An 18,600-nucleotide genomic window follows, 5' to 3' on the forward strand; every position below is an offset into this window, starting at 1 on the left:
CCGCATGCCCCCGCGGACCTTCCGATAGGAAATTCGATGTCCACCTCAGAGTCCGATCATCAACGGATAACCGACCGCCGACCAGACGATGACGCCGAGATGGAGGCATTTACCGTGCCCGTGCCGCGAAGGCTGCTCGTGCGGCTGTTCGGTCGTAACCCACTGATACGCAACACAGACCGGTTGGAGGCGCTGATTTTGGTGTTTGCCGTTGCGATGTCGGTGATCGCCGTGCCGATCGGTGCCGCCGTGGGCACCGCGGTCCATGATTCTCGAAGCCGTCTCTATGCCGAGCAGGTCCAGACTCGCCGCCCGGTGACCGCGACGGTCACCGGAGAGAGTCACCCCCGCCGCAACCTTGAAAGCCCAGCAGTGACGGCTCCTGCCCGATGGTTTGCCGCCGGGGCCGAACGCACCGGCGACGTTGCCGCGCCGCTGACAGCCGAAATTGGCGACGATATCGAGATCTGGGTAGATGACCGAGGCCTTCCGGTTGCCCGACCGCTAGACACCGCCCGCGAAGAGGCGCTGGCCTTCGCAGTAGCGACCTGGTGGGGCGTGAGCCTTTTGGCAGTGGCTCTTTTCGCCCGTGCACGCATCACCCTTGACCGACTCCGCTACAACCGATGGCAACAAAGCTTCGACCGCCTGGTCGAGCGACGATAAGCAGTACGGCCACCCTTAATCCGCACCCAGTCGCTGCGGTGAGCGTCCGCGGGGACTGAGTTTTCGTGTCTATGAAATGCTCTCGCCGCTCCGGTTGTGTTGCGTCCGGGCGCCCGCGGCAACAGCGTTGTCGGGGCGTGACAATGCCGCGCACCGCCGTTGTCGGTTTTCGGCAAACACCATCGTGCCGGCGCAGGCCACAATGGAATTAGCGCCACACGAAAAACTTTGAACCGCCTCGAATTTCGCCCACTATGGGCGTCCGAGTCGTCAGTGGCGGCTGCCCACTTCGGCCCGCCCCTGACGACGCTCCCCGGCAAACGAAAGGACACCATTCAAAATGACCAGCACCAAACCCATCTGGATGACACGACAGCAGTACGCCCGCTTGCGCAACAAACTCAACGCGCTGCGATCGGGGCTCATCGTTGAAACTCCTGACGACGCAATGGACTTCGACGCGAATCGGGTAGCGCTACAACGACGCATCCGTGAGATTCAGAAGTTGTTGTCCAAGGCAATTATTGGCGAGAATCCCGCCGGTGACTCCATCGCCGGACCGGGCATGGTCTTGACCATCCGCTACGACGTCACCGGCGAGACCGAAACTTTTCTACTCGGCAGACGCGGCAGCGAAGGCGCCGACATCAAGGTCTACTCGATGGCGTCGCCCTTGGGCCGCGCGATAGCCGGCGCGCGGCCCGGCGACCAGCGCATCTACTCAATTCCCGATGAGACGGGACGACTGGTGACGCTGCTTGAGGCCGTGCCCTATGAAATGCACCTGACGAAACGCAACCGGTCACAGACAGCCGCGACCCAACGGTAACAGCGACCCGAATGCCCAACTGACCCAGAGCGTCCCGGAAACTCACCGCGCCAACGACCTTCGCGTCGCGCCGGCGTCGTGGCCTTACACCACTAAGGAGAACAGTGAACACCACCAGCGGGCAACCCGTGTGGATTTCGCCGCGCGGCTATGAGCGGCTACAAAGGGAACTGGCCAGGTTACGTGGGTCGCACACCGGCGCAGCCGCTGACGGTCAGCCGGACGACAGCGCCATCGCTGCCCAATGCGCGTGGCAGGCCAGGATCAAACGAATTCATGATTTGTTGTTCAACGCCGTCGTCGGCGAGGATCCACCCGATGACGGGATCGCCGAGCCTGGCATGGTTTTGACCATCCGCTACGACGAAACCGGCGACACCGAAACCTTCTTGCTGGGTGTGCGCGTTGCCGAATACAGTGACGTCGAGGTCTACTCCGGCGAATCACCGCTCGGCGCCGCGATCACGGGCGCACGCCTCGGCGAAAGACGCACTTATACCCTGCCCAGTGGTACGAGCCAGACCGTCACCCTGCTTGAGGCCGTGCCGTACGGGGTCCACACTGCCGCTTTGAAGTAATGGCTGAGTATATGATTCCGATTCATCGCGCGGTGCCCAGATATAGTGAACCACAACCACATACAACAGTCGCTGGGCATAAATCAGGCACTCAGTCGTCTATCGCTGACGATCCTGCCCACCCAGGGGTGATCACTTGATCTTCGAAGTAATCGACCCGGTGACGATAATGTTTCTCCTGCTAGCGGGTTTGGGTCTAATCATGGCCCTCGCATACGGACGCATGTGAGTCGCCGCAGAACTTGATAGTCCGCAGTGTCCAGCCGCGCCGCTCGATCAGCTGCCGTCGGGATTGAGGCAGTCCATCAGGCGGCGGGCCAGCTTGGCGAGCGATCGGGGCCAAATTCGGTCGCCCTGGCCGCCAGTTGCTTCTCGGCGTGCTGACACGTCTCGATGTCGACGGACTCGGGCAGCTGGTGGAAAAGCCGCCGGATCACCGCCACGTGGTCGGCACCGATCACCCCGTCGCGCTGGGCCGCCGCGGTCGCCGGCAACACGGGCGGTAACGGTTTGCCGGAAAGCGCCCGGCACGGACTCAGGTCGGCCGCCTCGGCGATCCGGCGACCGGCCTCGGCCCGACCAGCCGGAACTGTGACGCCGGCTCAGCGACGCGAGGGCGGACGCCGGATGTACGGCCTGCTGCGACAGCTGTTTTTCGTCATCCCGCAGTACGCTCAACCAGTGCCGGAAACGTCATACGCAGCGTGTGGCGATCTCAGCCTGGCGTATCAGATCTTCGGCGACGGGCCTGTCGAGCTCGTCGTCGTCGGGCCGTTCGTCAGCCACATCGAGCTGGCCTGGACCCTCCCCCAATTCAAAGCGTTCATGGAGCAGCTGGCCACGTTCTGTCGCGTCCTCGTGTTCGACAAAGCCGGGATCGGGCTTTCGGACCCGGTGCCGAAAGTTCGCACACTGGATGATCGGGTGGCCGAGATCGAGGCCGTCATGGACGCCGTCGGCTTCGGACGGGCCGTCATTTCCGGTCTGAGCGATGGTGGACCGGCGTCCATGATGTTCGCGGCAGCACGGCCGGAGCGAGTGCGGGCGCTGATCCTTTGCGCCACATACTCGTTTCACCCGTGCGGGTGGGACGACATGGATCGTGACCCGGCCGAGCTGCGGGCGCGCTTCCTTTCCGAGCTGGGTGAGAACTACACGCCGTCGGTTGAACAGCTCGCCCGCTGGCTGGAAGGCGGCCGCGCCGTGCGCTCCCGGTGGGGCAGCGGTGCGGCAGCCAGCATCAGCGCGCCGTCGGTCCGGTCGATACGCCAGCTCGCAATGTTGGAGCGCATGAGCGCGAGCCCGGGTATGGCGCGGGCGTCATTCGAAGCGGCCTTTCTCACTGACGTGCGCCCGATCCTGCCCACGATCAGCGTGCCAACGCTGGTCATCCATGCCCGTGAGGACCCCGCGGTTCCGGTGCAGGGCGGCCGGTATCTCGCCGACCACATCCCCGGCGCGCGGTACCTCGAGGTCGAGGGGGTGGACCATGCACCCTTCTTAACCGACCCCGACAAGATCCTGACCGGTATCGAGGAGTTCCTCACCGGCAGCCATGCCGCGCCTGCACAGTCACATCGCGCGCTGCGCACCGTGTTGTTCACCGACATGGTCGCCTCGACTCAACACGCCGCGGCAGCAGGCGATGAGCGGTGGCGCGCGGTGTTGCACCGCTTCGGTGAGATCACCGCCGAGCTCACCCAACGGTTCGGCGGCACGGTGGTCAAGAGCACCGGCGACGGGCACCTCACCACGTTCGACGGCCCGACGCAGGCAATCCGCTGCGCCGAGGCGTTGCGCGGTGACGCCGAGATCCTGGGCGTCCAGATCCGCGTTGGCATCCACACCGGAGAATGCGAACTACTGGACAACGACATCGGCGGACTCGCGGTACACATCGCGGCGCGAATCCTCGGGCACGCAGGGGCGGGCGACATTCTCGTGTCCCGCACCGTGTGCGACCTGGTCGTCGGCTCGGGCACTGGCTTCGAGGACCGTGGCAGCGTCGAACTGCGTGGCGTGCCCGGCCATTGGCAATTGCTGGCGGTCGATCGCAACGGCCCGCGGGCGGGATCGCCTGAGGCGCAACTGGTGTCGACACCGACTCCCGGCCGTCGGACCGCGATGCGCCGCTCGGACCGCGCCGTGGAGCTGATCGCGACGCGCGCACCGTGGGTTCTCCGCGGGATGGCGCACCTAGCCCCGGCCACCGGACGCCGGTGAAACGGCCGGAGCCCTACTTCTGTTCGTAGGTGGCGTGGATGACCGCCCGCGCGATGGCGTGCTGGAACAGGTTGAACCCGAGGAAGGCCGGGCTGGCGTCCGCGGGAAGATCCAGCTTCTCGGTGTCCACGGCGTGCACGGCGATGTAGTACCGGTGCGGGCCGTGACCCGCCGGGGGCGCGGCACCGATATAGCGACGCTGACCGGCGTCGTTCACCAGCGTCAGCGCGTCCCCGGGCAGGTTGCTGCCATCGCCGGCGCCCGCGGGCAGCTCGGTGACGTCGGCCGGCAGGTTGGCCACGGCCCAGTGCCAGAAACCGGATGCCGTCGGGGCGTCAGGGTCGTAGACGGTGACGGCGAAGCTGCGCGTCTCCTCGGGGAATCCCGACCAGCTCAGCTGGGGGCTGACGTCTTCGCCGCCCGCCCCCATGATTCCGCTGACCTGCGGATTGGCCAGCGGCTGGCCGTCGGTAACCGATTGCGAGGTCAGCGTGAAGGTCGGCAGCTTCGGCAACGATGCGTACGGGTCAGGAGCAGTGCTCATGGCGGTCCTCTCGTGTGATCGGCGTGCGTTTGTCGTCTAGCAGTGGGTCAGGAAGTGGGCCAGCACGTCGGTGCCGAACCGCAGCGCATCGATGGGTACCCGCTCATCGACACCGTGGAACAGAGCGGTGAAATCAAGGTCCGGCGGCAACCGCAGCGGGCTGAACCCGAAACAGCGAATGCCTAAGCGCGCGAACGACTTCGCGTCCGTACCACCGGAAAGCATATACGGCACCGTCCGGGCGCCCGGGTCGTGCGCCAGCACCGCCTCGTTCATGGCATCGACCAGGTCGCCGTCGAAGCTCGTCTCATACGACGAGAAATCCTTGATCCACTCGCGCGTCACGTCCAGGCCGAGCAGCTCGTCGATCTCGGCCTCGAACGCCTCCTTGCGCCCCGGCAGGATCCGGCAGTCCACCACCGCCTCCGCGATCGCCGGCACGACGTTGGCCTTGTATCCGGCCTTGAGCATGGTGGGATTCGCGGTGTCGTGCAGCACCGCCTTGAGCATGCGGGCCATCGGGCCCAGCTTTTCGATCGCCCCGCGCAGGTCGCCCGATTCGGTGTCGAAGGTCAACCCGGTCTCCTCGCTGACGGCGGCGAGGAACTGCGCGACGGTGTCGGTCAGCACGAGCGGAAACTGGTGGCGGCCCAGGCGGCTGACGGCCTCGGCGACGGCGGTGACGGCGTTCTGGTCGTGCACCATCGACCCGTGTCCGGCCGGGCCCCGGGCGGTGAGCTTCATCCAGGACAGCCCCTTTTCGGCCGTCTCGATCAGGTAGAGCCGACGCTCTCCCCCGTCCCGGCGCGGCACCGTCAGCGAAAAGCCGCCCACCTCACCGATCGCCTCGGTGACGCCGGTGAAGAGCTCCGGCCGGTGATCGACCAGCCACTGCGCTCCGAAGGTTCCGCCGTGTTCTTCGTCGGCGAGGAACGCGAAGATCAGGTCGCGCGGCGGCACGATGCCCGCGCGCTTCAACTGGCGGGCCACCACGATCATCATGCCGACCATGTCCTTCATGTCGACCGCGCCGCGGCCCCAGACGAAGCCGTCTTTGATCGCGCCGGAGAACGGGTGCACGCTCCACTCGGTCGGCTCGGCCGGCACCACGTCGAGATGCCCGTGAATCAGCAGCGCACCGCGCGACCGGTCGGCTCCCGCGAGGCGGGCGAACACGTTCCCGCGGCCCGGGGCGCCGGACTCGACGTACTGCGGCGCGTAGCCGACCTCGGCGAGCTGCTCGGCGACCCACTGCGCGCAGTCGGCCTCGCCCTTGGTCGTCTCGGGTTCGCCGGTGTTGGTGGTGTCGAACCGGATCAACTTGCTGACAACCTCGACCACGTCGTCGCTCGGGTTGGTTGGCACCTCGGTCGCCCCGCTCTGAATGGTCACAACCACCTTTCCTACCATTGCCGAGGCCGCACGGCTCGATGCCGATCCCGAGACGTCTCGAGGAGCTGGATTGGGTTCGCGGCGACCGATCCGATAGCCTTAGCTGCCAACCCATGCTGGTTTGGCCTTGTCCGAGTGGCGGAATGGCAGACGCGCTAGCTTGAGGTGCTAGTGCCCTACTAATGGGCGTGGGGGTTCAAGTCCCCCCTCGGACACACGACTGAGGCGAGCGAAATGGACGCTTGCGTTCATTTCCGAGCCGATGGAGTGTGTTGAGCGGCGAAGCCGCGATCACACCCGTATTTATTGCCGAATATGGCGCTTCGGCGGCGGGTAGACGCCCCGGGCGATCGTCGCCGACAGCCACCCGATCGCCCACCCGCCGCACACCAGCAGGAACGTATGCCGCGAGGCGGCGTCGCCAGCCATCGAAACCACCGCCAAAATGACCGCCCAGACGATCGCGCAGGCGATGCTGTAGGCCGTGTAGGTGCCGTAACGCCGTCTCATCTCGCGGATCCTCTCCGTCGTGCTGACACAGCAGCCAACCCGAACTCTGCCACCGCACTCAGCCTGACGCACGTAGCCTGGAAGGAAGCCCATCAGCCGGGAGCGTTGACGAATGAACCCATCGAGTGGCTTTATCCGGCGGACCGCACCGAAGACGTTCGTGGACCGGCGCGAGGCCGGACGCGCGCTGGCGCAGCAGCTGGCGGTCTATCGCGGCCGGGACGATGTGCTGGTATTCGGGCTGGCCCGCGGCGGTGTGCCGGTGGCCTGGGAGATCGCCGCCGCCCTGGGGGCGCCGCTGGACGTCTTCCTGGTGCGCAAGCTCGGGGTACCGCAGTGGTCGGAGTTGGCGATGGGCGCACTGGCCAGCGGCGGTGGCGTGGTGATGAACGAGGACGTGGTGGCCGGCCTGCGCATCACCGACAAGCAGGTGCGCGAGGTGATCGACAGCGAGACGGCCGAGCTGCTCCGGCGCGAGCACGCGTACCGGGGCGGTCGCCCGATCGCTGACCTGCGTGACCGGATCGTCATCGTAGCCGACGACGGAATCGCAACGGGCGCAAGCATGCTCGCCGCCGTGCGGGCCATCCGGGCCGCCGGGCCGAAATCGATCGTGGTCGCCGTTCCGGTGGGGCCGGAGACGACCTGCCACGAGCTGGCGCGCGAGGCCGACGACGTGGTGTGCGCGACCACGCCGCCCGGATTCGAAGCGGTCGGGCAGGTCTACGACGACTTCCACCAGATCAGTGACGACGAGGTCCGCGAGCTGCTCACCACGCCGACCGGCTGAGGTCGACGGGCGCGTAAAGAATTACTTGGCGGGCTCGTCGCCGCGGCCCTCGGCCACGACCTTGGAGTCCTCGGTCGGCGCGGTCTCGCCCGTCGTCGTGGGTTCGCCCTCACCCGGGGCTTCGTCGGGGTAGTCGACGTAGTCGCCCTCGTCGGCCTGGGCCTCGTCGGCATCCTGGGCCTCGTCGCCGCCCAGGTCACGCCGCTGGCGTTCGCGTAGCGCGTCCAGGATCAACAGCACCACGCCCACCACGCTTGCCGCGATGCACACCCAGGCCACCAGCTCGTTGCTGGTGACGACCGCGAACACCAACGCGACGAGCCCGATCAGGGCCAATACCAGCGCAATGATGAGCATCAGTCATCCTCCAAGCGACGAGCGGGACCGCGGTTTCAAGACCTAGTGTGCCAACCCCGAAGCTCGGCGAGTGACCGGCACGTCGAAAGGCTAGTTGCTGCCCCGGTTGAACTGGTCGAAGCTGCCCGCATCCGCGCTGGAGTCCACGGGTGCCGCGGATCCGCGCTGCCCGAGTTCCTCCAGCTGAGACTCCAGGTAGGTCTTGAGCCGGGTGCGGTATTCGCGCTCGAACGTGCGGAGCTGCTCGAGGCGGCCTTCCAGAACGGTGCGCTGCTGGTTGATGGTGCCCATGATCTCGGAGTGCTTGCGTTCGGCGTCTGCCTGAAGTGCGTCGGCCTTCTCTTGGGCCTGCCGCAGCTGGGTCTCGGAGCGGGTCTGCGCATCCGCGAGCATGGCGTCGGCGCGCTGCCGGGCCTCGGTGACCGTCGTCTCGGCGGTGCTGCGGGCCTCGCTGAGGATCTGGTCGGCGTTGGCGCGGGCGTCGGCCAGCATCTTTTCCGACTCGGTCTTGGCCGTGGTGGTCAGGCGGTCGGCGGTGTCCTGTGCCAGCGTCAGCACCCGAGCGGCCTTCATGGCCTGTTCCTCGTTGTTGACCGCGGCGGCCGGGGCTGCGGCAGGCGCCGGCTTGACCGGTTCCGGTTCGGGGGCGGGCTCGCGTACGGGGATGGCCTGGGTGGGCGCGGCTGCCGCGGCCGGAGCGGCCGAGCCACCACCGGAGGCCAGCTCGTGGTCCAGCTCTTCGATCCGCTGGCGCAGATCGCTGTTCTCTTCGATGAGCCGCGTCAGCTCGGCTTCCACCAGATCGAGGAAGGCATCCACCTCGTCTTCGTTGTAGCCCCGCTTGCCGATCGGTGGCTTACTGAACGCCACATTGTGGACGTCGGCTGGTGTAAGCGGCATTGTTTCGTCCCCTCAAGTTCCTCGAACGTTCTGGAAAGTGTAGAACGCAGTGGTAGCCGTAGTGCAACTGCCGTCCATCCTGTCACACCAGGCGCGACCGTTGCTGATTAGCCCAATAAATAAGAACCAATTTCAAACTCAGGGGCCAATAAAATCCGAAACCTTAGAAATTTTAAATCGCGGGAACCAAACCGACGCTAAAACGTGTCCGAACCGTCTCCGGGGCCGGAATGGGATCGAACGAACGGGCCCCGGCGCGGCCCCCGCGCGGCCCAACGAACTAAGTCGCGGCGCCGAACGCCAGCTGCATGCCGATGAACGCGACGAGCAACAGCACCATGATCGACAGATCGAAGCGGACCGCCCCGATGGTGAGTTGCGGGATCAGCCTGCGGAGCAGTTTCACCGGCGGATCGGTGATCGACAGGATGATCTCCAGCGCCACCACGGTGATGCCGGTGGGATGCCAGTCCCGGCTGAACGAGCGGATGAACTCGACGACGACCCGAGCGATGAGCAGCAGCCAGAAAATGAATAGCGCAAACCCAAGGATCTGAAAGAACAACACCAACTGAAGTGCCCCGACCTTACCCGTGAGAAGTCAAGCGATGCCAAGCGCCGCGGACCAGCGCGGCGCCTGCCAGCGTACCGACTCCGGGTAAGAGGCCTTATCTCACGTCGCCGCGGGGCCCGTCGACGATGCGAGCCGCCCGCCGGGAAGCGGGCGGCGGATGCGTCTATTGGTAAGCGTAGAAACCGGTTTCGGCGATCCGGCGGCGCTCCTCCGGGGACACGTCCACGTCGGCGGGCGACAGCAGGAACACCTTGGTCGCGACCTTGTCGAAGGAGCCGCGCAGTGCGAAGGCCAGGCCGGCCGCGAAGTCGACGAGTCGCTTGGCGTCGGCGTTGTCCATCGACACCAGGTCCATGATGACCGGCGTGCCGTCGCGGAAACGCTCGCCGATGGTGCGGGCCTCGCTGTAGTCCTTGGGCCGCAGCGTGGTGATCTTCGACAGCGGGTGGCCCTCTTCGAACATCATCGCCATCCGGCGCGGGTCCATCGCCAGCGCTCCGCGGGTGGAGTTGCGCAACCACGAGCCGAAGCGCGGGCCGCCGCGCTCGCCACGGTCGAACTCGCGGGGGTGGACGGCGCCGTAGCGGGGCTCGTCGCCGTAGCCGCCGCGGTAGCCGGCGGGCGGCGGGTAGTCGGCGGGCTCGCGGCGCGGGTCGTCGTAGTCGTCTTGCTCGTAGCGACCGTATGCGTCGTCAAATCGCGGGCGCGGAAAACCACGGGAGGGAGCGTGGTCGTCGTAATACTCGTCTTCGTAGTCGTCCATTGGGGCCATACCGAAATAGGCCTTGACTTTGTGCAGTGTGCTCATTGCGTTGACCCTTCTAGCCCCTGGGAGTACTGGTGTTAGTGATAAAGCTGTTACTGCAGTGACTACTTACGGTGACGGTAACCGCCGTGGACCCAATAGCGCGGTACCGACACGCACACATGTCGAACCGTGTTTGACGGCAATTTCGAAGTCGTTGGACATCCCGGCGGACAGCCCGACGGCGTTGCGATGCGACTCGAGAACCCGGCGGTGCTCGGATCGGAGCCGGTCAAAGGCCTCGTCGGGGTCCGAGTCCAGCGGCGGAATCCCCATCAGCCCGAGCAGGTCCAGGTTCTTGGCGTCCTCGACCTGGTCGCACACCTGGTCGACAGCCCCCGGCCGGGATATGTCGACGCCGCCGCGCGATTCGTCGCCGTCGAGGCTGACCTGAACGTAGATCCGCATCGGGGCGGTGCGGCGGCCGTCGTTCAGCGCCGCCGCCACACCCTTGTCGAGCGCGGTCACCAGGTGCGCGCTGTCGACCGAGTGCGCGGTATGCGCCCAACGCGCCACAGACCGGGCCTTATTTCGCTGGATATGACCCACCATGTGCCAGCGCGGATTTCCCACATCCGCCCGCCCGGACGCCGCCAGCAATCGGGTGACCTCGGCCACTTTCGCCGTCGCTTCCTGATCCCGCGATTCGCCGACGACACGACAACCCAATCGGGACAAAGTCACAACATCGGTTGCTGGGAAGTATTTGGTAATCGGCAGAACTTCGATTTCGCCGACATTGCGGCCCACCGCTTCCGCCGCCGCCGCAAGGCGAGAACGCACCGACGCCAACGCGTGCGTCAATTCCGATTCGCGGTCTCCCCCGGCAGGTATCCCTACCGCCATCGCGGTCACTCCATCCAGATCAGTGAGGCCATCCGGCCGGTCGGCGCATCCCGGCGATGACTGAACAGCGCAGCGTCGTCCACCGTGCATCGCGGATCGATGTCGATTGCCTTCACACCCAAAGCCGTTAGCTGACAGGCGATTCCGGCGCGCAGGTCGAGTCCGGGGGTTCCCGCGGCGGTGGTGGTCCGGCTGCCAGGCAGCGCCGCCTCGACTTCGTCGGCCATGGCCGCGGGCACTTCGTAGTTGCGGCCGCTGACCGCCGGGCCCAACAGCACCGAAATGTCTTCGGGTCGCGCGCCGAGCTCCCGCATCTTCTCCACCGTGCGCGCCACTATCCCGCGCTGGGCGCCGACCCGGCCGGCGTGCACCGCCGCGGCCACGCCGGCGCGCGCGTCGGCCATCAGCACCGGGACGCAGTCGGCGGTGACCACCGCCAAGGCGAGGCGCGCGGTGCGGGTCACCAGCGCATCGGTGTCGTCGAGCGCGGTGTCACGTGCCCCGTTGACCACCTCCACCCGAACACCGTGGACCTGGTTCATCCACACCACGCGGCCAGGGCGCAGGCCGACGGTGGCCGCCAGCCGGGCCCGGTTCTCGGCGACCGCCGCCGGATCGTCCCCGACGTGGTCGCCCAGGTTGAAGGTGTCGAACGGCGGCTTCGAGACACCACCGGCGCGGGTGGTGGTCACCCGCCGGATGCGAACGCTCACGTGACCAGTATCCGAGATTCCCTGTCGGCCATGCGCCCCCGACGGTCGCGGTCGGGGATCCAGGGTTACCGGCATGTTCTCAGCGGCGCATGAACGGCGGCACATCGACGTCATCGTCATCGCCGCCAATATTCAAGGTCGAGCCGTTGGTGTGAACCGGCACGCTGACCGCGTCGACCGGTTCGAACAGCGTCGAGGTGAGCTTGCCCGCCTTTGCCGACTCGATCCGGTGCGCACCGCCCTTGTCCTCCTTGTCGGCGCTGCTGCCGATCACGGGTTTGCGGCCGGCGCCGGCGGCGTCGAAGCCCGCGGCGATGACGGTGACGCGCACCTCGTCGCCCAGCGAGTCGTCGATCACGGTGCCGAAGATGATGTTGGCGTCCTGGTGGGCGGCGTCCTGCACCAGCGAGGCCGCCTCGTTGATCTCGAACAGGCCCAGGTCGCTGCCGCCGGCGATCGACATCAGTACGCCGTGGGCGCCCTCCATCGAGGCTTCCAGCAGCGGCGAGTTGATGGCGATCTCGGCGGCCTTGAGCGAGCGGCCCTCGCCGCGGGCCGAACCGATACCCATCAGGGCCGTGCCCGCGCCGGACATGATGCCCTTGACGTCGGCGAAGTCCACGTTGATCAGGCCGGGGGTGGTGATCAGGTCGGTGATGCCCTGCACGCCGTTGAGCAGCACCTCGTCGGCGCTGCGGAAGGCGTCCATCAGCGACACCGCGGCGTCGCCCATCTGCAGCAGCCGGTCGTTGGGGATCACGATCAGGGTGTCGCAGCTTTCGCGCAGCGATGAGATGCCGGTCTCGGCCTGGTTGCCGCGCCGCTTGCCCTCGAACGAGAACGGCCGGGTGACCACGCCGACCGTCAGCGCGCCCAGCTTGCGTGCGATGCTGGCGACGACCGGCGCCCCGCCGGTCCCGGTCCCGCCACCCTCGCCTGCGGTGACGAACACCATGTCCGCGCCGCGCAGCAGCTCCTCGATCTCGTCCTTGGCGTCCTCGGCGGCCTTGCGGCCGACCTCCGGGTCGGCCCCGGCTCCCAGGCCACGCGTGGACTCGCGCCCGACGTCGAGTTTGACGTCGGCATCGCTCATCAACAGCGCCTGCGCGTCGGTGTTGATCGCGATGAACTCCACGCCTTTGAGGCCTTGTTCGATCATCCGGTTGACGGCGTTGACGCCGCCGCCACCGATACCCACGACCTTGATGACGGCCAGGTAGTTATGCGGGGGGGTCATCATTCGTCTTCCTCCCTGATGGGGCTTGGTCTCCCGGCGGTGGGCTCCTCCGGACGTTCGCGGACCTTCCTGGCAAACTCTCAACCTCAACCATAGAGTTAGAGTTATGTCAAGTAGTTCCGCGCAACCAGAACGGTATGGGTATGGCGCGCCCTAACCCCGCAGGCGCGCCGACACGCGCCCCGCAAATTTTGCGCAATTTTCCCGGGTCGGGCGGCGTGCCCGCTGCTCGACGGCGCATCGCGCGGCGCGACGTGATGAAGATCGCTACTTGACCGTCGGCAGGTCCGGGCTGGACACGTCGTAGGTCTTGCCGGGCTGGGTCAGCAGCGCGGCCAGCTTCTCGGCCTTCTCATCGGTGCGGTCGGTGGTCCCCCAGATCACCACCCGGCCGTCGCCCAGCGTCAGGGTGATCGAGGCCACCGACGGCGCGGCGATGCGGCCGACCTGGCCCTCGACTTCGGGACGCAGCGCGGTCAGCACCTGCAGGGCGGCCTTGGTCGCCGCGTCGTTCGGCCCCGGGTCGGCGACGTCGAGGTACGGCAGCGCCGGCGGCGGCGGCCCGGTCGCGAAGTCCACGCCGTCGCGGTCGAAGAGATGCGGGCCGTCGGGAAAGTCCTTGACCGCCACCGGAATTCGCTCGACGATGGTGATCCGCAGCGCCGACGGATACTGGCGCTGCACCCGCGCGCTGGCCACCCGCCGGATCGCCGCCACCCGGTCGGCGACCTGGTTGGTGTTGATCTGAAGCAGCGGCGTTCCGATCCGCACCCGCGCCGCATCCAGGACCTCTTCCCGGGTCACCGTCCCGGTGCCGACGACGACGATGTTGCGGGCCGACATCGCGGGGGTGAAGTAGAGGATCAGGGCCAGCCCGATGCCGACGATCACCAGCAGGACCGTCGCCAGCAGCATCTTGAGGCCCCGAACCACGCCCCGCGCAACGGGTTTGGGCTCGTTGACCAGTCGTCCGCTGGCCCGGCGCTTCGCCTCGCGACGGGCCTCTTCGATGGCGGTGGCGCGGGCCTGCGCGGCACGGCGCTCGGCGCGCTCCCGCCGCGCGCGCCGGCGGGGCCCCTCCACCTCGGCCTGGTCGGGCTCCTGCCCTTCGCCCGCGTCGGCCCCCGGCCGGCCCCCGCCCATTCCGGTGGCGACCGGTTCGGTGACCGCGTTGTCGTCGGCGTCGTCGTCCGCGTCGCCGGCGGGCCGGCCCTCGGCCGGTTCGCCGACCACGTCGGCCGGGACGGGGGGGTCGGGCTCCGTCATCGCAACGCCCCGGGAGCGCTGCGATTTGCGCGCACCCGCAACGCCGTGACGATCTCGGGCCCCAGCAGGGTCACGTCGCCGGCTCCCATGGTGACGATGACGTCGCCGGGCCCGGCGGCCGCCGCCACCTGCTCGGCGGCCGCGGCGAAGTGTGGGAGATAGCGCACCGGCACGCTGACGTGCTCTGCGACGCTGGCCCCGCTGATACCGGCCAGCGGTTGTTCGCGGGCGCCGTAGACGTCGAGAACGAAAACCTCGTCCGCCGCGTCCAGGGCTTGCCCGAATTCCTCGGCGAAAGCCTTTGTCCGCGAATACAAATGAGGCTGGAACACGGCGATGCTGCGTCCGTCACCGCTCTGCTCGAGCAGGGTGCGGACGGCCGCCAGCGTGGCGACGATCTCCGTGGGGTGGTGGGCGTAGTCGTCGAACACCCGCACCGAGGCCGCGCTGCCGACCAGTTCGAACCGGCGGCGCACGCCCTCGAAGCCGGCCAGGCCGTCCAGCACCGCATCGATCGGGGCGCCGATCTGGATCGCCGCCAGCAGCGCGCCCATCGCGTTGAGCGCCATATGGCGGCCGGGCACCGACAACCGCATCACCCGCGGGTGCTGCTGCGGGTCCAATTCGGGGGCCAGCTGGATCTGCGCGACGGCCTCGGTGCCCTGCTGTTGCCACGACAACAAGGTGGCGGCCAGTTCGTCGCCGGCGCGCGGCGACCCGTACCGCAATACCCGGATGCCCAGCTCGGCCGTCCGCCGTGCCAGCGCCTCGGCCCCCGGGTCGTCGACGCACACCACCAGCGCCCCGCCGGGCGCCAGCCGCTCCACGAAGGCGTCGAACACCGCGACATAGGCGTCGGCGCTGCCGTAGAAGTCCAGGTGATCGGTCTCGATGTTGGTGACCACGGCGACGTTGGGCGTGTACTCCAGCAGCGAGCCGTCGCTTTCGTCGGCCTCCGCGACGAAGCAGTCGCCGCTGCCGTGGTGGGCGTTGGTGCCGGCCTCGCCCATCTCGCCGCCGACCGCGAACGACGGGTCGCGCCCGCAGTGCTGCAGCGCCACGATCAGCATCGACGTCGTCGTGGTCTTGCCGTGTGTGCCGGTGATCATCAGCGTGGTGCGGCCGTGCATCAGCTTGGCCAACACGGCGGGCCGCAGGATCACCGGGATGCCGCGCCGCCGGGCCTCGACGAGCTCGGGGTTGGTCTTGGGGATGGCGGCGTGGGTGGTGATGACCGCGGTGGGGCCGCCGGGCAGCAGATCCAGCGACGACGCGTCATGCCCGATGTTGATCTGCGCGCCCCGGGCCCGCAGCGCGTGAATGCCGCGGGACTCCTTGGCATCCGAGCCGGATACCAGCCCGCCGCGGTCGAGCAGGATGCGGGCGATGCCCGACATGCCGGCTCCCCCGATGCCGACCATGTGCACCCGCTGCAGCTCGGGCGGCAGCTGTTCGGTGTTCACCGGGTTCCCCCGGTCCCCCGGCCGCTCGGGCGGCCGAGCTGCGCCTTCCTGGCGATGTCCAGCGCCGCCTGGGCGACCTGGCGCGCGGCGTCGGGATGTCCGACCCGCGCGGCGGCGGTGGTCATGGCGGCAAGGCGCGGCGGGTCGCCCACCAGCCCCGCCACTTCCCGGGCCACCAGCTCGGGCGTCAGGTCGGCGTCGGCGACGATCATGCCGCCGCCGGCGTTGACCACCGGCAGCGCATTGAGCCGCTGCTCGCCGTTGCCGATCGGCAGCGGCACGTAGATGGCCGGCAGGCCCACCGCCGAAACCTCGGCGACCGTCATCGCACCCGACCGGCAGATCACCAGGTCGGCGGCCGAATAGGCCAGGTCCATCCGGTCGAGGTAGGGCACCGCTACGTAGGGCGGGTCGCCCGGCTGGGGCTCGCGCAGGTCGAGCGTGTTCTTGGGGCCGTGCGCGTGCAGGACGGCCACCCCGGCGGCGGCCAGCCCGCCGGCCGCCCCCGAGACGGCCCGGTTCAGCGAGGCCGCGCCCTGCGAGCCCCCGAAGACCAGCAACACCCGCGCGTCGGCGGCGAAACCGAAGTAGCGGCGCGCCTCGTCGCGCAGCGCCGCGCGGTCCAGCGAGGTGATGGTCTCGCGCACCGGCACCCCGACCACCTCGGCGCGCGGCAGCCCGCAGTCGGCCACCGCGGAGAGCACCCGCTCGGCGGTGCGGGCGCCCACCCGGTTGGCCAGCCCGGCGCTGGCGTTGGCTTCGTGAATCAGCACCGGGACCCGCGGCTTGCGCGGCGAGACTCCGCGCGCGGCCAGGTAGGCCGGCAGCGCCACGTACCCACCGAAACCGATCACCACGTCGGCGTCGACCGCTCTGAGCACGGCGCGGGTTTCCCGGACAGCCCGCCACACCCGCGAGGGCAGCCGGGCCAGGTCGCCGCTGGGCTTGCGCGGCAGCGGCACCGGCGTGATCAGCTCGAGGTCATAGCCGCGCTCGGGCACCAGCCGGGTCTCCAGCCCCCGGGCGGTGCCCAGTGCGGTGATCCTGACCTGCGGATCGAGGGCGCTCAGCGCGTCGGCGACGGCCATTGCCGGCTCGACGTGACCGGCGGTTCCCCCGCCGGCGAGCACCACCGACAGTGGCTTAAAAGACGACAACGCGGCACCGGCGGGCGAAGGGTTTACCCCCCGCCCGCCGGTCGGCTTGTTGACCGTGTCGTTCACCCGTAACGCTGACCTTCCAGTGCGCGAGCGCGTCGTGGCTGACGCTGGCCGGCCGCCTGGCTGACGCGACGCTGGCCAGATCCATGATGCCTCGCCCGTGATCGAGCGGTACCCCCAGTCTGGCGAGCCGGCCGCCCGCCCGTTCGAGGTAGCGCCGGGCGCAGTGGCGCGTCGGCCTTGTGCGAGGCCTTGCGGGGAGCCTTGCGCCCCGCCGCGCCGGCGCCCTTGCCCGACGGCTCAGCCGACTTCGGCCGGGCACGCTTGCGATCGCGGAACGCCTCCAGACGCGTGGGCGAGTAGGGCTCCGGCAGCGGCAGCCGCAGTATCCGGTTCACCTTGTCGTCACGGCCGGCCCGCAGCGCGGCCACCGCCTCGGGTTCGTGACGAGCCGCGTTGGCCATGATGCCGATCATGAAAAGCGTTGCGGCCGTTGATGTGCCACCGGCAGAAATGAGCGGCAGCTGAATACCGGTGACGGGCAGGATTCCGATCACGTAGCCGATGTTGATGAAGGCCTGGCCCAGCACCCACATGGTCGTGGTGGCGGTCAGCAGCCGCAGGAACGGGTCGGCCGAGCGGCGGGCGATCCGCATCCCGGTGTAGGCGAACATCCCGAACAACACCAGCAGCGCGAACGCACCGATGAATCCGAGCTCCTCACCGATGATCGCGAAGATGAAGTCGTTGTGCGCGTTGGGCAGGTAGTTCCATTTGGCGACGCCCTGGCCCAGGCCGTCGCCGAAGATGCCGCCGTGCGCCAGCGCGAATTTGGCCTGCCGGGCCTGGTAGCCGGTGTCCTGCGGGTCGTTCTCGGGGTTGATCCAGGACCGCACCCGGTCCGACCGGTATCCGGCCGACATGGCCAGGACCGCGCCCGCCACGAAGACGGCCAGCAACGAGGTGACGAACACGCGCAGCGGCAGGCCCGCGTACCACAGCAGGGCCAGCAGGATGATGCCCAGCGACACCGTCTGCCCGAGGTCGGGCTGCGCCACGATCAGCGCCAGCGCGATCACCGCCGCGGGCACCAGCGGAATCAGCAGTTCGCGCAGGCTGGCCCGCTCCAGGCGGCGGGCTGCCAGCATGTGCGCGCCCCAGATGGCGAAGGCGATCTTGGCCAGCTCGGAGGGCTGCATCGATAAGCCGGCGACCACGAACCACTTACGAGATCCGTTGGCCAGGTTGCCGATACCGGGAACGAGAACCAACACCAGCAGAATCACCGTGACGACGTAGCCGGTGAACGCGACGCGGCGGATGAATCGCACCGACATCCGCAACGAGGCGTAGCAGGCGATGAGCCCGATCACTGTCCACAGCACCTGCTTGCCGAAGATCACCCAGGCCGATCCGTCGGCGTCGTAGGACCGCACGCCGGACGCCGACAGCACCATGATCAACCCGAGCGTGGTCAGCAACCCGGCTACGGCGATGATCAGGTGAAACGACGTCATGGGCCGGCCCAGCCAGGCGCCGAACCGGCCGTGCGAACCGCCCTCGCCGGCGGTGGCCTTGTCTTTCTTCTGCGGCTTGTCGGCCTTCTTCTCGGCCTTGGCTTCCCGCTCGGTTCTGGCTTCCCCAGTGTCGGCGTCGGCGTCGTCGGCCGGCCCCGGCTCGGCCGTGGCGGTTCCGGTGGCGTCTTTCCCCCGGCCCAGCAGCCGGGTCAGTGCGTTACCCACGCCCG

The 18,600-nt window shown here is 68.1% G+C and carries 19 protein-coding genes, 1 tRNA gene and 2 pseudogenes; 6 read left to right on the plus strand and 16 right to left on the minus strand.

Translation table 11 applies throughout. The annotated features are described in order from the left end of the window. Window positions 1–36: 36 nt before the first annotated feature. Complete coding sequence (locus ACZYVJ_RS03860; protein ID WP_463829814.1) at window positions 37–666, plus strand: Rv1733c family protein; 630 nt, start codon at window positions 37–39, stop codon at window positions 664–666. Between the two features lie 270 nt (window positions 667–936). Here the strand turns inward: ACZYVJ_RS03860 and ACZYVJ_RS03865 are convergent, their stop codons facing one another. Beyond that, window positions 937–1,092 (minus strand): hypothetical protein, encoded by a 156-nt coding sequence (locus tag ACZYVJ_RS03865; protein ID WP_463833089.1) that lies wholly within the window; start codon window positions 1,090–1,092, stop codon window positions 937–939. On the opposite strand from ACZYVJ_RS03865, the gene ACZYVJ_RS03870 reads away from it, so the two are divergent. Both ACZYVJ_RS03870 and ACZYVJ_RS03875 read left to right on the plus strand, forming a co-directional pair. Further along, entirely contained in the window at window positions 1,031–1,495 is a 465-nt protein-coding gene (locus ACZYVJ_RS03870) for a GreA/GreB family elongation factor (protein ID WP_463832824.1), read from the plus strand. The genes ACZYVJ_RS03865 and ACZYVJ_RS03870 overlap by 62 nt on opposite strands. Window positions 1,496–1,599: 104 nt before the next feature. Then, window positions 1,600–2,073 (plus strand): GreA/GreB family elongation factor, encoded by a 474-nt coding sequence (locus ACZYVJ_RS03875; RefSeq protein WP_463829815.1) that lies wholly within the window; start codon window positions 1,600–1,602, stop codon window positions 2,071–2,073. Window positions 2,074–2,355: 282 nt separating this feature from the next. On the opposite strand, the pseudogene ACZYVJ_RS03880 reads toward ACZYVJ_RS03875, so the two are convergent. Beyond that, a pseudogene (locus ACZYVJ_RS03880) lies at window positions 2,356–2,651 on the minus strand (DUF222 domain-containing protein); the annotation flags it as partial. Between the two features lie 103 nt (window positions 2,652–2,754). On the opposite strand from ACZYVJ_RS03880, the gene ACZYVJ_RS03885 reads away from it, so the two are divergent. Then, window positions 2,755–4,296, plus strand: a complete 1,542-nt coding sequence (locus ACZYVJ_RS03885; protein ID WP_463829816.1) for an adenylate/guanylate cyclase domain-containing protein — start codon at window positions 2,755–2,757, stop codon at window positions 4,294–4,296. Window positions 4,297–4,309: 13 nt separating this feature from the next. On the opposite strand, the gene ACZYVJ_RS03890 is transcribed toward ACZYVJ_RS03885, so the two are convergent. Next, the gene (locus tag ACZYVJ_RS03890) at window positions 4,310–4,840 is read right to left on the minus strand and encodes a YbhB/YbcL family Raf kinase inhibitor-like protein (protein ID WP_463829817.1); all 531 of its coding nucleotides are present in this window, start codon (window positions 4,838–4,840) and stop codon (window positions 4,310–4,312) included. Between the two features lie 36 nt (window positions 4,841–4,876). Further along, a complete protein-coding gene (locus ACZYVJ_RS03895) occupies window positions 4,877–6,250 on the minus strand; it encodes a M20/M25/M40 family metallo-hydrolase (RefSeq protein ID WP_463829818.1) in 1,374 nt (457 codons plus the stop codon). Window positions 6,251–6,361: 111 nt separating this feature from the next. Here ACZYVJ_RS03895 and ACZYVJ_RS03900 point away from each other — a divergent pair. Next, window positions 6,362–6,447 (plus strand) — tRNA-Leu (locus ACZYVJ_RS03900). Between the two features lie 88 nt (window positions 6,448–6,535). On the opposite strand, the gene ACZYVJ_RS03905 is transcribed toward ACZYVJ_RS03900, so the two are convergent. Further along, a complete protein-coding gene (locus tag ACZYVJ_RS03905) occupies window positions 6,536–6,742 on the minus strand; it encodes a hypothetical protein (RefSeq protein WP_463829819.1) in 207 nt (68 codons plus the stop codon). Between the two features lie 112 nt (window positions 6,743–6,854). Here ACZYVJ_RS03905 and ACZYVJ_RS03910 point away from each other — a divergent pair. Beyond that, window positions 6,855–7,532 (plus strand): annotated as a pseudogene (locus tag ACZYVJ_RS03910) (phosphoribosyltransferase); the annotation flags it as partial. A 21-nt stretch (window positions 7,533–7,553) separates the two neighbouring features. Here the strand turns inward: ACZYVJ_RS03910 and ACZYVJ_RS03915 are convergent. The 11 genes from ACZYVJ_RS03915 to ftsW form a co-directional block, all read right to left on the minus strand. After that, the gene (locus ACZYVJ_RS03915) at window positions 7,554–7,889 is read right to left on the minus strand and encodes a phage holin family protein (RefSeq protein WP_463829820.1); all 336 of its coding nucleotides are present in this window, start codon (window positions 7,887–7,889) and stop codon (window positions 7,554–7,556) included. A 90-nt stretch (window positions 7,890–7,979) separates the two neighbouring features. After that, on the minus strand, window positions 7,980–8,789 hold the full coding sequence (gene wag31, locus ACZYVJ_RS03920; RefSeq protein ID WP_463829821.1) for a DivIVA-like cell division protein Wag31: 810 nt from the start codon (window positions 8,787–8,789) through the stop codon (window positions 7,980–7,982). Between the two features lie 280 nt (window positions 8,790–9,069). Further along, the gene (locus ACZYVJ_RS03925; protein WP_463829822.1) at window positions 9,070–9,360 is read right to left on the minus strand and encodes a YggT family protein; all 291 of its coding nucleotides are present in this window, start codon (window positions 9,358–9,360) and stop codon (window positions 9,070–9,072) included. 166 nt (window positions 9,361–9,526) lie between these two features. Beyond that, window positions 9,527–10,171 (minus strand): cell division protein SepF, encoded by a 645-nt coding sequence (locus tag ACZYVJ_RS03930; RefSeq protein ID WP_463829823.1) that lies wholly within the window; start codon window positions 10,169–10,171, stop codon window positions 9,527–9,529. Between the two features lie 66 nt (window positions 10,172–10,237). Then, on the minus strand, window positions 10,238–11,014 hold the full coding sequence (locus ACZYVJ_RS03935; RefSeq protein WP_463829825.1) for a YggS family pyridoxal phosphate-dependent enzyme: 777 nt from the start codon (window positions 11,012–11,014) through the stop codon (window positions 10,238–10,240). Window positions 11,015–11,019: 5 nt separating this feature from the next. Continuing rightward, a complete protein-coding gene (pgeF, locus tag ACZYVJ_RS03940; RefSeq protein ID WP_463829826.1) occupies window positions 11,020–11,727 on the minus strand; it encodes a peptidoglycan editing factor PgeF in 708 nt (235 codons plus the stop codon). A gap of 79 nt (window positions 11,728–11,806) precedes the next feature. Further along, on the minus strand, window positions 11,807–12,964 hold the full coding sequence (gene ftsZ / locus ACZYVJ_RS03945) for a cell division protein FtsZ (RefSeq protein ID WP_463829827.1): 1,158 nt from the start codon (window positions 12,962–12,964) through the stop codon (window positions 11,807–11,809). Between the two features lie 267 nt (window positions 12,965–13,231). Continuing rightward, the gene (locus tag ACZYVJ_RS03950; RefSeq protein ID WP_463832825.1) at window positions 13,232–14,107 is read right to left on the minus strand and encodes a cell division protein FtsQ/DivIB; all 876 of its coding nucleotides are present in this window, start codon (window positions 14,105–14,107) and stop codon (window positions 13,232–13,234) included. Between the two features lie 119 nt (window positions 14,108–14,226). Further along, a complete protein-coding gene (gene murC, locus ACZYVJ_RS03955) occupies window positions 14,227–15,693 on the minus strand; it encodes a UDP-N-acetylmuramate--L-alanine ligase (RefSeq protein WP_463829828.1) in 1,467 nt (488 codons plus the stop codon). Then, window positions 15,690–16,916, minus strand: a complete 1,227-nt coding sequence (murG, locus tag ACZYVJ_RS03960) for an undecaprenyldiphospho-muramoylpentapeptide beta-N-acetylglucosaminyltransferase (protein WP_463829829.1) — start codon at window positions 16,914–16,916, stop codon at window positions 15,690–15,692. Before murG ends, murC begins: the two co-directional genes overlap by 4 nt. Further along, window positions 16,913–18,595 carry a putative lipid II flippase FtsW gene (ftsW, locus tag ACZYVJ_RS03965; RefSeq protein WP_463829830.1) on the minus strand — a complete coding sequence of 561 codons (1,683 nt, stop codon included), beginning with the start codon at window positions 18,593–18,595 and terminating at the stop codon, window positions 16,913–16,915. The genes murG and ftsW overlap by 4 nt, the downstream gene beginning before the upstream one ends. Between the last annotated feature and the right edge of the window lie 5 nt (window positions 18,596–18,600).

The organism is Mycobacterium sp. IDUB_3, from assembly GCF_055419585.1.